15 protein-coding genes and 1 pseudogene are annotated in these 13,678 nt (G+C 62.6%); 15 read left to right on the top strand and 1 reads right to left on the bottom strand.

The window, feature by feature from the left end; translation table 11 throughout:
- The first annotated feature begins 157 nt into the window (after nucleotides 1-157).
- From LB556_RS24505 to LB556_RS24495, 3 genes are read left to right on the top strand one after another with little or no spacing between them, the layout of a single operon-like run.
- Nucleotides 158-1,300, top strand: coding sequence for an IS5 family transposase (locus LB556_RS24505; protein WP_224570174.1), 1,143 nt, complete (start codon nucleotides 158-160; stop codon nucleotides 1,298-1,300).
- Nucleotides 1,297-1,641 (top strand): hypothetical protein, encoded by a 345-nt coding sequence (locus LB556_RS24500; protein ID WP_140883690.1) that lies wholly within the window; start codon nucleotides 1,297-1,299, stop codon nucleotides 1,639-1,641. Before LB556_RS24505 ends, LB556_RS24500 begins: the two co-directional genes overlap by 4 nt.
- Before the next feature lie 38 nt (nucleotides 1,642-1,679).
- Nucleotides 1,680-2,111 carry a hypothetical protein gene (locus LB556_RS24495; protein WP_224570160.1) on the top strand — a complete coding sequence of 144 codons (432 nt, stop codon included), beginning with the start codon at nucleotides 1,680-1,682 and terminating at the stop codon, nucleotides 2,109-2,111.
- A 108-nt stretch (nucleotides 2,112-2,219) separates the two neighbouring features.
- On the opposite strand, the gene LB556_RS24490 is transcribed toward LB556_RS24495, so the two are convergent.
- On the bottom strand, nucleotides 2,220-2,747 hold the full coding sequence (locus LB556_RS24490) for a DUF309 domain-containing protein (protein WP_224570159.1): 528 nt from the start codon (nucleotides 2,745-2,747) through the stop codon (nucleotides 2,220-2,222).
- Nucleotides 2,748-2,882: 135 nt separating this feature from the next.
- Between LB556_RS24490 and LB556_RS24485 the strand changes: the two are divergent.
- From LB556_RS24485 to LB556_RS24430, 12 genes and pseudogenes are all read left to right on the top strand, one after another.
- Nucleotides 2,883-2,969 (top strand): annotated as a pseudogene (locus LB556_RS24485) (Lrp/AsnC family transcriptional regulator); the annotation flags it as partial.
- A gap of 270 nt (nucleotides 2,970-3,239) precedes the next feature.
- A complete protein-coding gene (locus LB556_RS24480; protein ID WP_140883694.1) occupies nucleotides 3,240-4,208 on the top strand; it encodes an NUDIX hydrolase in 969 nt (322 codons plus the stop codon).
- A 65-nt stretch (nucleotides 4,209-4,273) separates the two neighbouring features.
- Nucleotides 4,274-5,248: a quinolinate synthase NadA gene (nadA, locus tag LB556_RS24475; protein WP_224570158.1), complete on the top strand. Its 975-nt coding sequence runs from the start codon at nucleotides 4,274-4,276 to the stop codon at nucleotides 5,246-5,248.
- Nucleotides 5,245-6,789: an L-aspartate oxidase gene (locus LB556_RS24470; RefSeq protein ID WP_224570157.1), complete on the top strand. Its 1,545-nt coding sequence runs from the start codon at nucleotides 5,245-5,247 to the stop codon at nucleotides 6,787-6,789. Before nadA ends, LB556_RS24470 begins: the two co-directional genes overlap by 4 nt.
- The gene (gene nadC, locus LB556_RS24465; protein WP_224570156.1) at nucleotides 6,789-7,670 is read left to right on the top strand and encodes a carboxylating nicotinate-nucleotide diphosphorylase; all 882 of its coding nucleotides are present in this window, start codon (nucleotides 6,789-6,791) and stop codon (nucleotides 7,668-7,670) included. Before LB556_RS24470 ends, nadC begins: the two co-directional genes overlap by 1 nt.
- A gap of 136 nt (nucleotides 7,671-7,806) precedes the next feature.
- A complete protein-coding gene (locus LB556_RS24460) occupies nucleotides 7,807-8,004 on the top strand; it encodes a hypothetical protein (protein WP_224570155.1) in 198 nt (65 codons plus the stop codon).
- A gap of 67 nt (nucleotides 8,005-8,071) precedes the next feature.
- Nucleotides 8,072-8,521, top strand: a complete 450-nt coding sequence (gene panD / locus LB556_RS24455) for an aspartate 1-decarboxylase (protein ID WP_224570154.1) — start codon at nucleotides 8,072-8,074, stop codon at nucleotides 8,519-8,521.
- 59 nt (nucleotides 8,522-8,580) lie between these two features.
- Entirely contained in the window at nucleotides 8,581-9,579 is a 999-nt protein-coding gene (gene bioB, locus LB556_RS24450; RefSeq protein ID WP_224570153.1) for a biotin synthase BioB, read from the top strand.
- A gap of 11 nt (nucleotides 9,580-9,590) precedes the next feature.
- On the top strand, nucleotides 9,591-10,718 hold the full coding sequence (locus LB556_RS24445) for an 8-amino-7-oxononanoate synthase (protein ID WP_263485468.1): 1,128 nt from the start codon (nucleotides 9,591-9,593) through the stop codon (nucleotides 10,716-10,718).
- On the top strand, nucleotides 10,715-11,353 hold the full coding sequence (bioD, locus tag LB556_RS24440; RefSeq protein ID WP_224570151.1) for a dethiobiotin synthase: 639 nt from the start codon (nucleotides 10,715-10,717) through the stop codon (nucleotides 11,351-11,353). Before LB556_RS24445 ends, bioD begins: the two co-directional genes overlap by 4 nt.
- The gene (locus LB556_RS24435) at nucleotides 11,350-12,615 is read left to right on the top strand and encodes an adenosylmethionine--8-amino-7-oxononanoate transaminase (RefSeq protein ID WP_224570150.1); all 1,266 of its coding nucleotides are present in this window, start codon (nucleotides 11,350-11,352) and stop codon (nucleotides 12,613-12,615) included. The genes bioD and LB556_RS24435 overlap by 4 nt, the downstream gene beginning before the upstream one ends.
- Nucleotides 12,612-13,595, top strand: a complete 984-nt coding sequence (locus tag LB556_RS24430) for a beta-ketoacyl-ACP synthase III (protein ID WP_224570149.1) — start codon at nucleotides 12,612-12,614, stop codon at nucleotides 13,593-13,595. The genes LB556_RS24435 and LB556_RS24430 overlap by 4 nt, the downstream gene beginning before the upstream one ends.
- Nucleotides 13,596-13,678: the final 83 nt, after the last annotated feature.

Below are 13,678 nucleotides of genomic sequence, written 5' to 3'. Positions count from 1 at the left end.
ATCGAACGGATCGGCCTTGGCGGCCGTGCGATAGCCCGCCGACGGGCGGAGAGAACTCTGATTGAAGACATCCCGCTTGATACGCCTCAATCATTGGATAGGCCGCTAGCAGGTTGTTGAAAAAGGGCTCGCGACGGCCCCAGGTTCGTGATTCACTCTGACCACGAGGAGTGGGGGTGAATCGTGCGGGGCGGGGAACGGACAGACGGGCGAACTGTTCAGCTATGTGGACCTGGAGGCGCGGGTGCGGCGGGATCACCCATTACGCCATGTTCGGGGGATCGTGAACGAGGCGTTGGCGGCGCTGCAGCGGGATTTTGCCGCGCTGTATTCGCTGATCGGGCGACCATCGATCCCGCCGGAGAAGCTACTCAGAGCGATGCTGTTGCAGGCGTTCTATTCAATCCGTTCTGAGCGACTGCTCATGGAACGGCTGGAATACGACCTCCTGTTCCGCTGGTTCGTGGGCATCGGCGTCGATGATGCAGCCTGGAACCATTCGGTGTTCTCGAAGAACCGCGACCGGCTGCTTGAGGGCGACATCGCGGCGAAGTTCCTGAGCGCCGTGCTGGCCCAACCCAAGGTGAAGAAGCTTCTGTCCACGGATCACTTCTCGGTCGACGGCACGCTGATCGAGGCGTGGGCATCGATGAAGAGCATGAAGCCGAAGGACGGGTCGGGCGAAGACCCGAAGGATGGTTCTGGCGAGCCGCCGTCAGAGGGCGGCGGGCGCAATGCCGAGGCAGACTTCCACGGCCAGAAGCGATCTAACCAGACGCATGCATCTACCACCGATCCGGATGCAAGGCTCTGTCGCAAAGGGCGGGGCAAGGAGGCGAAGCTCTGCTTCATGGGGCATGGGCTGATGGAGAACCGCGACGGCCTGCTGGTCGATGCTTGCCTGACGCAAGCCGACGGGCATGCCGAACGGGTGGCGGCGCTGCATATCATCGAACCCTATGCCGACAGGCCGCAGGCAATCACGCTCGGCGCCGACAAGGCCTATGACACTGAGGACTTCATAAACGAGTTGCGCGCGATGAGGGTGACGCCACACGTGGCGCAGAACACCAACGGCCGTCGTTCGGCGATCGACGGGCGCACGACGCGGTACGGCGGCTATGCCGTCAGCCAGCGCATCCGCAAACGCATTGAGGAGGCGTTCGGATGGATCAAGATGGTCGGCGGGCAGGCAAAGACAAAGTTGCGTGGCCGCGACCGCGTCGGATGGGCCTTCACCTTCAGCGCCGCCGCCTACAATCTGGTGCGGCTGCCCAAGCTGTTGGCGGTGTCGACATGACCGCCCCGGCGGGTTGTAAATTGATCGGCCGCTGGCGGATCGTCGAGGCCGATCTTTGGGATCGCGATCATCTCGACCTTGTCGATTCCGCCACTATCACCATCGAAGCGGACAACCACGGTGAGATCGCCTTTGGCGCCCTGCAAGCTGGCCTCGATCTCAGCTATGGCCCCAATATGGTATTCTTCACATGGGCCGGCTTCGACGAGATGGACGAGATCACTGGCGATGGCTCTGCTGAATTGCTTGACGACGGCTCGATCGAGATCACATTCGCCTACCACAATGGCGACGAGGCGATCCTCAAAGCCAAACGAGATACTTCTTCAACAGCCTGCTAGACGGCGTTCGCAGTTCCCCGAAAGCCACCGAGAGCATTATGAAGCAGCAGCAGCGACCGTTTGTCGTCGAGATCAAACAGAAGCGTGGGCTTGTGAAGCGGCCAGAGTCAATCTGGGCCGGCATCGACCTCGCCGCCATCGCGAACGACATAGCGGAAGCGAAAGCTCAGGTTCCGATCGCTGAAGCAGCGGCGCGGACGATTTTTCCCACTGAGGATGTCCCTTCTCGACCCATGGTCGCTGTTGGCGAAGCAGGACTCAACTCCAAGCATGTGATCATGCCCAACGTATCGCATGCTGAGCCGCCAACTGTTGAGGAAGCGATAGTTCCGGAGGCGTCGAAGGCACCGACTGGAGACAACCGAAGCCGCAGGAAGAAGCGGCGGCAGAAAGATGTTCCTTTGCCGCGAGGTGAACGATGGAAGCGACGCTTGCCATGGGTGCTCCGCCAGAGCCGGGCTGAGCGGTAGGCCGACTGCGCCAGGATTGAAGCTCCCTTCTCTAGCTGGCCATGACAGGTCGGGAGTGCGTGCATACAATGGATTGCGAAGAGGCTTGAACGGCACTGCATGGGTAGTCTATTCGACGCTCTCGGATTTGGGTGCGAGAATGAAGTCGAAAACGGGCTCAGGCTTGTTAAGCATTGGCTCTCGCAAGACAGCCGGGGAAGTTGTGGCCGTTTCGGCATATACTGCCAGCGCGGCAGGTGTCATTCCGAGTGCGTCTTCAAAGAACCGGCTCGGCAGCCCAACCAGATGGCGAAAAAGCGCTGCTGCTCTTGACGCATGGCGAGCGGCAGCGATCCGCTTTCCCTCGCGGATCTTCACCCCGGAGGCTGCCAACAGGATTAATCCTTTAAACAACTGGCGACGCTCAGTGTTTTGTTTCGCAGCGTGCCAAAGAGGCTCCCAGGCCTCGTGAGCTTCCCAGTAATAGCCGTGGTTGAAAAGGTCGACACCCCATCGAAACACATTTGAGTTGAGCGCGTCCCCAACGGCAACGATTGCCGGTTCGCTCTGGTAACTATGGCCCAAGGGATTCCGCACCGGATGCGGATTTTTGCCAGGCAGGTACGCATAGGTCGGGAAATTCTTTTCGGGCAGCAAGCGAGGACGTGACATAGACGCAGCAAACATGAAACGCGTTGAAGCACAACGATACATGCAAGTCTGGACCTTACCACCTAGAGCGGCAAGTTCATGTGAGCCCTTCGTGGTGCCGCGGCCGACGTCGTCATTCGGGCTATCGATGCATATCGAAAGTTGGTCAATGGCCTATTAGAGCGCGAGCTCGGCATTGACCGCTGTTTGACCTACACCGCCACTAAGGGAGGAGGGTGCGAGAGTTCGAGCACGCCGCGGCTTTTTGCGGGCGGTCGCAGTTCTATTAAACAGCTTCGCAATCGTGCTGCAGCCGCAAGGCCGGTGACGTTGCGTCACCACCGGAGAGTGTCGCGTTTGGCACAAGGCTGTTCAGCTGCTCAGAGCTAAAATCACCGCATTGCGCGGTGTCGGCCTCTCGGTAGGCATGATAAAAGGTCATTTAATCGATTGAGTCCCATCGCGCCGGAGTTGGGTGCCGACCACTTTCAGGGAACAATGGACGATCAGACAAAAAAAACCAGGGCAGGCCGAGCCAAACGCAAGGCCCACGACCTCAAAGCGGACCTGATCGCGGTCGTCGTCGCCGTCAATGAAGGTGAGCCTTGCGTTCTCACGATCGGGCAGGCGAACGCGCTGCCGTCAGGCCCGTTCGAGTTCGACCACCGCTCGCTCCAGTCCGGCCTTCGGGAATGGGTCGAACAGCAGACTGGTCAGCCGCTGGGCTATATCGAGCAGCTCTACACCTTCGCCGACCGCGACAGGATCGGCGCCGAGTACCAGCAACGTGTGATTTCAATCAGCTATCTCGCGCTTACGCGGGAAGAATATGCCGGCGTTTCGGCCAAGCGGTGTTGGGAGAGCTGGTACGACTACTTCCCGTTTGAAGACCATCGCTCCGGCACACCGCCGATGTTGCTGGAAGTTCTGCGCCCGCGCCTGATGGAATGGGCGGAAGGCGCGCCAGAGGTCGAGACCCGTCGAGAGCGGCGGCGGCGGGCAGAAGTCGCTTTCGGCTTCGATGATCGAGCTTGGAACGAGGAGCTCGTGCTCCACCGCTATGAGCTGCTCTATGAGGCAGGGCTGGTTGAAGAGGCGGTTGGCGGCAGGCGTTCGGGCGACCTCGTCCCAGTGCAGGGCAGATCGATGATTGCTGATCATCGCCGCATAATGGCTACCGGCATTGCGAGGCTGCGCTCAAAGATCAAATACAGGCCCGTTGTCTTCGAGCTGATGCCGCCGGTCTTCACGCTTCTACAGCTGCAGCGAACTGTGGAGGCGCTCGCCGGCAGGCTCGTTAACAAGCCGAACTTCCGTCGACTGATCGAGCAGCAAGAGCTGGTCGAAGAGACTGGCGAAACTACTGCTGAAACCGGCGGGCGGCCGGCGAAGCTTTATCGCTTCCGCCATGCGGTGCTCGACGAAACGGTCATGGCTGGGACAAAATTGCCGCTAACGCGATCTTGACATCCTTATAGTCAACGTAGAAATATACCACTTATAGCCATATGGACTATAAGTGGAGACGCCCGATGACCGCGGCATTACCTACGGCTGCGGCCCTGTATGAGCGTGTCCGAGGGGTCATTCCGCCGATCGAATGGCCGGCATTTGCCGACGACATCGACGCCATCCTCGCGCTAAAACGTGAGCGCAACGCCGTAATCCTGGCGCACAACTATCAAACCCCCGAAATCTTTCATTGCGTGGCCGACATCGTCGGCGACAGTCTCGCGCTCGCCCGCAAGGCAATGACTGTCGATGCCGACGTGATCGTGCTCGCCGGTGTGCATTTCATGGCGGAGACCGCCAAGCTTCTCAATCCCGGCAGAACCGTGCTCATCCCGGATCTCGAAGCCGGTTGCTCGCTTGCCGACTCGATCACGGCCGAAGACGTGCGTTTGATGCGCCAGCGCTACCCTTCCGTTCCAGTCGTCACCTATGTCAACACCTCCGCCGCCGTGAAGGCAGAGTCCGATATCTGCTGCACCTCGGGTAACGCGCTCGCAGTAGTGAGTTCACTCGGGGCGCCGCGCGTGATCATGCTGCCCGACGAATATCTGGCGAGAAACATCGCGGCGCAGACCAAGGTCGAGATCATCGCCTGGAAGGGGCACTGCGAAGTGCATGAGCGCTTCAGCCCCGCCGACATACACGAGTTGCGCGAGGCGCATCCCGGGATCACCGTGCTTGCCCATCCCGAATGCCCGCCAGAGGTGGTCGCCGAGGCCGATTTCGCGGGCTCGACCGCCGCGATGTCGGACTATGTCCGGCAGCACAAGCCGGCGCGTGTGGTGCTGATGACGGAGTGCTCGATGAGCGACAACGTCGCGGTCGAACATCCGAAAATCGAGTTCGTGCGTCCCTGCAATTTATGCCCGCACATGAAGCGCATTACGCTCGCCAACATCCGTAGCGCGCTCGAGTATAACCGTCACGTCGTTACGATCGATCCGCGTGTTGCCGAGCGGGCTCGCTGGGCAGTCGAGCGCATGCTCTTTGTATGACGCCAGACATCCAGAACATTGATGGGGCTCCGGTCATCATCGGCGCGGGCATTGCCGGCTTGATGACGGCGCTTCATCTGGCGCCGCAACCAGTCGTCGTTCTCTCCAGGACTTCGCTTGGAACGGATGCTTCAAGCACGCTGGCTCAGGGCGGGCTCGCAGCGAGCCTCGGCGAAGACGATAGCCCCGAACTGCACCTCACCGACACGCTTGCCGCCGGCGATGGGCTTTGCGACGAAGCGATGGCCAAGCGGGTGGTCGAAGCCGTGCCCTATGCGATCGACCACCTCATTCGTCTGGGGGCTGCTTTCGACCGCGCGTTGGATGGGAAATTGCGGCTCGGCCTGGAGGCGGCGCATTCGCGCCGCCGGATCGTGCACGCCGCCGGCGACGCCACCGGCCGCGAGTTGTTCCGCACGCTCCTCGCCGCGGTGCGGCGGACACGTTCGATCACGATCATGGAAGGCGTCACAGCCCTTCGCCTCGTGGTAGCGGAGGGCGGCATTGTGGGCGTGTTGGCGGTCCGACATACAGGCGCCTTCGCATTGCCGACACGCCGCGTGGTGCTTGCAAGCGGCGGCATCGGTGGCCTTTTTAGCGACACGACAAATCCACTTGGCTCCTTCGGGCACGGTCTGGCGCTGGCAGCCTGCGCCGGCGCGGAGCTTGCCGATCTCGAATTCGTGCAGTTCCATCCAACCGCTCTCGACACTTCTCGTCGCCCAATGCCGCTTGTGAGCGAAGCGGTGCGCGGCGAAGGTGCAGTGCTCATCGACGAACACTGTCAGCGCTTCCTTGCCGATACGCCCGGTGCCGAGCTCGCATCGCGTGATGTGGTGGCACGGGCGATCTCCTATCAGCTCACCGCCGGTCATCGTGTATATCTCGACGCCCGGCAATGCCTCGGCCCGAAATTCGCAAAACGCTTTCCGGCGATCGAGGCGGCTTGCCGGCAATCCGGAATCGACCCGGCAGTCGAACCCATACCGGTACGCCCGGCCGCGCACTATCACATGGGTGGCGTGGCCGTGGATGCCGAGGGCCGCAGTTCGGTTGGTGGCCTGTGGGCATGCGGCGAGGTTGCATGCACCGGCCTGCACGGCGCCAACCGGCTAGCCAGCAACTCACTCGCAGAGGCGGTTACAACAGCGGCCTGGGTAGCCGCAAGCATCGTTGGCACTTGCGCCGGCTGGCAGTGGCCCCGTCTTCCCGCAATCGTTCCACTGCAACTGGACCCTTCATCTATTCGCAATGTAGTCTCCAATACGCTTGGTATTGTCCGCAACGGCAAGGGCCTGCGCCAAGCCGTGGCGACTCTGCTGCCGATTGCCATTGGCGAGACGACGGCGGCAGACCCGGCACTGGTGGCGCTGTTGATCGCGATTGCGGCGCTTCGGCGCGAGGAGAGCCGCGGCTCGCACCACCGGTCCGATTTCCCCAGGCGCGATGCTGCCGCCCTCCCCTCGCGACTGACGTTATGTTCGGCATTCGAGAGTGCCGTCGCGCTTAGCTGGCAAGCATCCGAACGGAGTTCTTGGTAATGAATTCACTTGCACCGCTTCCCCAGGTCGTTCTCGAGCCGATCGTGCGCAATGCCCTTCTGGAAGATTTCGGTCGAGCCGGCGACATCACGAGCGATGCGATCATCCCCGCCGACTGCAAGGCGACGTTTGCGTTGAACGCGCGGCAGGCTGGCGTTGTTGCCGGGCTTGATCTGGCCATGTTTGCCTTCCTGCTCGTCGATCCTGCCACCGACATGCAGTTGCGCTGTCGGGACGGCGGCAAGGTGTCGGCCGGAGAAACCATCGCGATCGTCAACGGACCGGCGCGCAGCCTGCTAACGGCCGAGCGGACGGCGCTCAATTTCCTGTGCAAGCTGAGCGGCATCGCAACGGCTACAGCAGCGCTCGTAAACGCGGTGCGCGGCCATAACGCAAAGATCGTGTGCACACGAAAGACGACACCGGGCCTGCGTGCTCTGGAAAAATATGCGGTGCGCGCGGGCGGCGGCGCCAATCACCGCTTCGCGCTCGACGACGCCGTGCTCATCAAGGACAACCATATCGCCGTTGCCGGCGACATCCGCACCGCAATCGAGCGCGCGCGCGGCGCGGTTGGCCACATGGTGAAGATCGAGATCGAGGTCGACACTCTGGATCAACTCGAGATGGCGCTCCAGGCGAGCGTCGACGCCGTGCTCCTCGACAACATGTCCCTGGAGGACCTTGCCCAGGCCGTGGCGATGGTCGGCGGCCGGGCTATCACCGAGGCGTCGGGTCGGGTGACACCGAAAACGGCTCCGGCAATTGCGGCGACCGGCGTCGACCTTATCTCGGTCGGCTGGCTTACCCACAGCGCTCCCATCCTCGACATCGGGCTCGACATGCCAGCCGACCGGAATTGCAGCAGGCATCTGAACTGATGGAGAGGACATGAACCGGGATCGCAGGAACTCCTTTGGCCGCAGACTAACTTGCGCCAGCACGTCCTTAGTTCCACCGACCGCCGACGCAAGCCTGTTCGCTGGCAGACCACACAGCTCAACCTGCGAGGAGGGAGTGACGGGTAAGGAACAAACAAAGGACCGCCTGGAAGCACTTGGCTTCATCATCTGCCGGCTCGACGAACTGCGCCAGATGGCTAGCTTTCACGGACTGGAAACAGTCGGTTGCCTGTTGGACGTCGCCTTCACCGAATCCTGTGACGCGATCAGACGGGAGCGTGCATCCACTCAAGCCGAAGAAACCACGCGATAGGCGCCGAGAGCGACAGAGGGCGCAAGACTCGGGTGGCATAGGATTGCAAGTCGTTCAGGAGGAAGAAATGCGCAAAATCGTTGCTGGCAAGCTGCACGGCATTCACGTCACCGAGGCCAACCTCGACTACCATGGCTCGATCACACTCGACCCCGACCATTGCGAGGAGGCAGGCATCCTGCCGATGGAGTTTGTCGAGATCTGGAACAAGAGTTCGGGCGCACGGATCTCGACCTACGTTATCCTCGGCGAGCGCGGATCGCGCTGTTGCATCCTTAACGGTGCCGCTGCTCGCACCTGCCAGCCGGGCGATCAGGTCATCATCTGCAATTCGGTCTATGTCGACGAGACAAAACTGACCGCGATCAAGCCGCGCGTGCTGACCTTCGACAAGGACAATTGCATCGTTGACCGATTGACTTATTCGGTCAAAAGCGCCGAAAGCGGAGGTTACAGTTTTTCGATATTCAACGTCGCTGACGAGCCACTGCCCATACCCGCGCTTGTTGCCAAATAGAGGTTGGTTTCGGCGGTCTCTAGCGAAGATTGTAAATAAGACACCAGAAGGGAGCTGGCATGAACGCGGAATTGCAGCTGAGCGTAGCAGTTGGGTCGATCCACGGGGCTTCCCACGATTGGACCCGGGAAGCCGCCCAGGCAGTCCACGATCTGCCGTTCAACGACCTGCTGTTCCAGGCCCAGACCATCCACCGCGGGAATTTCGATCCCAACCGGGTGCAGCTTTCGCGCCTGCTCTCGATCAAGACCGGCGGCTGCCCGGAGGATTGCGGCTATTGCAGCCAGTCGTCGCATCACCAGTCGGGCCTCAAGGCCTCGAAGCTGATGGAGGTCCAGCGCGTCATCGCTGAGGCTACGAAGGCGCGCGACGCTGGCGCCACGCGCTACTGCATGGGGGCCGCCTGGCGCAGCCCCAAGGAGCGGGACATGGACGCGGTGGTCGCCATGGTCGAGGGCGTCAAGGCGCTCGGCATGGAAACCTGCATGACACTTGGCATGCTCGATCTCGATCAGGCGCAACGGCTCAAACAGGCCGGCCTCGACTACTACAATCACAACATCGACACCTCTGAGCGTTACTACAGCGAGATCATCTCGACCCGGACCTTCGCGGATCGCCTGGAAACGCTGGCCAATGTCCGCGACAGCGGCATGAAGGTCTGCTGCGGCGGCATCGTCGGGATGGGCGAGGAGAAGGCCGACCGCATCGACATGCTGGTGACTTTAGCCAACCTGCCGGAGCCACCCGATAGCGTGCCGATCAACATGCTGATCCCCATCGAAGGCACGCCACTTGGCGAGGCTGACGCCATTGAACCGATCGAATTCGTGCGCACCATCGCCCTTGCCCGGATCATGATGCCGAAGTCGCATGTGCGGCTCTCGGCCGGGCGTACGGCGATGAGCGACGAGATGCAGGCGCTGTGCTTCTTCGCCGGTGCCAACTCGATCTTCGTCGGCGACACGTTGCTGACCGCCGAAAACCCTGGAGAGGACAAGGACAGCGCCCTGTTCCGCCGCCTGGGCATCAAGCCTTTTGCGCGCGAAGCCCTGTGAACGGGCGAGCCATGCTCGACCGCTACGAGACCAGCCTGCGCGGGCTGGCCCGAAAGGACCGGTTGCGGAGCCTGAGCGCCCGTTCTGGCGCCGACTTCGCCTCCAACGACTACCTCGGCCTCGCGCGCTCGAAGCGCATGGCCGACGCGGTCACGGCAGCACTCGCCGCCGGTACTCCCGTCGGGGCGTCAGGCTCGCGGCTGTTGCGCGGCAATGATCCCGAACACGAGGCGCTGGAAGCCAAGGCAGCAAAATTCTTCGGCACCGAGCGCGCGCTGTTCTTCGGCGGCGGCTATGTCGCCAATTTCGCGGTGCTCACCACCTTGCCCCAGAAGGGCGATCTGGTCGTTCTGGACGAACTCATCCATGCCAGCGCGCATGAGGGGGCGCGCGCCGGCCGCGCCGAGGTGACGGCAGCCGCGCACAACGATGCGACGGCAATGGACGATGCAATCCGGACCTGGCGCGCTCGAGGCGGCGTGGGCAACGCCTGGATCGTGGTCGAGAGCCTCTACAGCATGGATGGCGACCGGGCTCCGCTCCGCGATTTGATCGCGATCGCGGATCGGCACGATGCGTTCCTTTTCATCGACGAGGCGCATGCCACCGGCGTCTATGGCCCGGATGGGCGCGGTCTCGCGCACGACCTCGAAGGCCGCGACAATGTCGTGGCGCTGCATACCTGCGGCAAGGCGCTGGGTGCGTCCGGCGCCCTGGTCACCGCGCCACACGTGCTGTGCGACTATCTGGTCAACCGCTGCCGTCCCTTCATCTACGCCACCGCGCCCTCGCCGCTGATGGCGGTGGCGGCGGCAACGGCCCTCGACATCGTCGCCGACGAACCCGAGCGCCGCGACCGGCTGGCGAGACTGGTCGCGCTTGCAGGCAAGCGGGTCGACGATCTGGGCCTGCCCACCAGTGGTTCGCAGATCCTGCCGGTCGTCGTCGGCGACAACGCCCGCGCCATGGCACTGGCGGAAGCTTTGCAGTCTCGCGGATTCGACGTGCGCGGCATTCGCCCGCCGACGGTACCAGAGGGCACGGCGAGGCTGCGGATTTCGCTGACGTTGAATGTCGGCGAGGCCGACGTTTCGGCGCTGTTCGATGCGCTTGCCGAGGAATGGGAGCGCTCGCAATGACGACACGCTTCGTCGTGACCGGCACCGACACCGGCATCGGCAAGACCGTGTTTGCGGCTGGTCTCGCGGGTCTGCTCGACGGCTTCTATTGGAAGCCGGTGCAATCGGGCCTCGACGAGGAGACCGACAGCGAGGTCGTCGCCCGGCTTTCGAGCCTCCCTTCAGGGCGTGTTCTGCCGGAAGTCTACCGTCTGAAGACACCTCTGTCGCCGCACCGGTCGGCCGAAATTGATGGCGTCGCAATCGAGGCGGCGAAGCTCTCGCTTCCAGAGCTGCCAGGCCCGCTCATCATCGAAGGTGCCGGAGGGCTGATGGTGCCGCTCAATCGGCAGACAAGGTTCATCGATATCTTCCGGGATTGGCAACTGCCGGTCATTCTTTGCGCGCGCACGGCGCTCGGGACTATCAACCACACGCTGCTTTCGCTCGAGGCTCTGCGCGCCCGCTCCATACCTTTGCTCGGCATCGCCTTCATTGGCGACGAGATGGCCGATACACAAAGGACGATTGCCGAGATGGGCAAGGTACGCATTCTCGGTCGCCTGCCGCGCCTCGACCCGCTGACGCCGGAGACGCTTGCCGCGGCCGTGCGGGCCTCGTTCAACGCCGTCGACTTCATGGAGATCCCACATTGAGCCGCTCCGCTGTCTGGCATCCCTTCACCCAACATGCCACAGAGCCGGCGCCGCACACGATCGTGCGCACCGAGGGTGCCTATGTCGAGACGCAGGAAGGCACGCGCATACTCGATGCAATCTCGTCGTGGTGGGTCATCACCCACGGCCATCGCCATCCGAAAATTGTGGAGGCGATCCGCAACGCGACCGAGACCCTCGACCAGGTGATCTTTGCCGGCCTCAGCCACGAGCCGGCCGAGCGATTGGCTTCAGCGCTGGTCGACATGACCCCCGCGGGCCTCGACTGGGTCTTCTTCTCCGACAGCGGCTCGACGAGCGTCGAAGTGGCGCTGAAAATGGCGCTCGGCTTTCACCGCAACAATGGCACGCCGCGCTCGCGTATCGTCGTCATGGAACACAGCTATCACGGCGACACCATCGGCACGATGAGCGTCGGCCAGCGCGGCGTCTTCAACGCCGCATACGAGCCCCTGCTGTTTCGGGTCGACACCATCCCCTTCCCCGCCGCAGGCCAGGAGCAGGAAACGCTCGACGCCTTCGAACGGCTGGCACGCGACCGCGAGGCTGCCGCATTGATCGTGGAGCCGCTGGTGCTCGGCGCCGGCGGCATGCTCATGTATCCCGCTTCAGTTCTCGCCGAGCTCAAGCGCATTGCCGAACGCTCAGGAACGCTTTTCATCGCCGACGAGGTCATGACCGGCTGGGGCCGCACCGGCACCATGTTCGCCTGCGAGCAGGCTGCGATCGCGCCCGACATCTTGTGCACCTCAAAGGGGCTGACCGGCGGCTCGTTGCCGCTCGCGGCGACGCTTGCCACCGATGCGATTTTTCGCGCGCATTATTCCAGGGATCGGGCCAGGACCTTCTTCCATTCAAGCTCCTATACGGCAAACCCGATCGCCTGCGCGGCGGCACTGGCGAATGTCGGTATCTGGAACGATGAGCCGGTGGCGGAGCGTGTGGCTGCACTGTCAAGGATGCAGGCTGAAAAGGTTCGGCGCTTCAGCGAGGATCCGCGTTTCGAGAATGTGCGCACGACCGGCACCATCGCTGCGCTCGACCTTCGTGTCGGCAACGCCGGCTATCTCGCAGAAGTCGGCCCGACGCTGCGCGCCTTCTTTCTCGAGCGCGGATTGCTGGTGCGACCGCTCGGCAACGTCATCTACGTGCTGCCGCCCTATTGCGTGACAGCGGGTGAACTCGACGGGCTTTACGATGCCGTCGACGAAGCAGCCGTGCTGGCGGGCGACAAAAAGTGAATCGCACGGCGCGCATTGTCGGCCTTGGCCATCACGTGCCGGCGCGCAAAGTCGGCAATGCCGAGATCGAGGCGAGCCTTGGGCTGGAAGCCGGCTGGATCGAGGGGCGCACCGGCATCCGCGCGCGTTTCTGGGCAGAGCCAGGCGAGACGCTTTCCGGGCTGGCGGCCAAAGCGGGCGACATGGCGCTGCAGGCCGCCGGCATCGATCGCCAAGAGATCGGCCTGCTTCTTCTGGCGACTTCGACGCCTGACCATCTGCTGCCGCCGAGCGCGCCGCTGGTGGCGCACATGCTTGGCCTCGAAAAGGCCGGTGGGGTCGACCTGGCGGGCGCCTGCGCGGGATTCATCTATGCCGTGACCTTTGCTGACGGCTTCGTGCGCCTGCACAACAAGCCAGCCGTGGTCATTGCAGCCAACATATTGAGCCGTCGGATCAATCCGGCCGAACGCGCGAGCGCTGTGCTGTTCGCCGATGCCGCCGGCGCGGTCGTGCTCGCCCCGTCCGGCGATCCCGGCCACGGTATCCTTGGCGCCTCGCTTGCCTCGGACGGCTCCGCTTATGGCCTTATCCATATTCCGGCGGGCGGCAGCAACCGTCCCTTCGCGGAGGACATCGCCATTGCCGAAACCCGCATGACGATTGCGGACGGGCGCGAGGTTTTCCTCAAGGCTGTGGAGATGATGAGCCGTTGCGCAAACGAGGCGCTGGCGGCGGCAGGCATTGCCAGTTCAGATGTCACCCGTTTTGTGCCGCACCAGGCGAATGCCCGCATTTTCAACGCGGTCGGCAAATCGCTCGGCATCGAGGACGAACGCTTCGTCAAAACCATCGCCGAATACGGCAACTCGTCAGCGGCAACCATTCCCCTGTCGCTGTCGGTGGCGCACGGCGCGAAACCTGTTCGGCCAGGCGAGAAATTGCTGCTTGCGGCAGCTGGCGCGGGCCTGACCGGCGGGGCATTGGTAGTCGGCTTCTGATTCAGAGAGCCGCTCACTGAACTTAACTCATTGCAAATCGGCACTGCATTGGGGATTGGCCAATTTGCCGTTTAGACGGGCGG

Origin of the sequence: Mesorhizobium sp. ES1-4, from assembly GCF_020164745.1 — a bacterium.
Taxonomy (GTDB): domain Bacteria; phylum Pseudomonadota; class Alphaproteobacteria; order Rhizobiales; family Rhizobiaceae; genus Mesorhizobium.
This window is presented reverse-complemented; position numbering and strand designations above follow the sequence as displayed.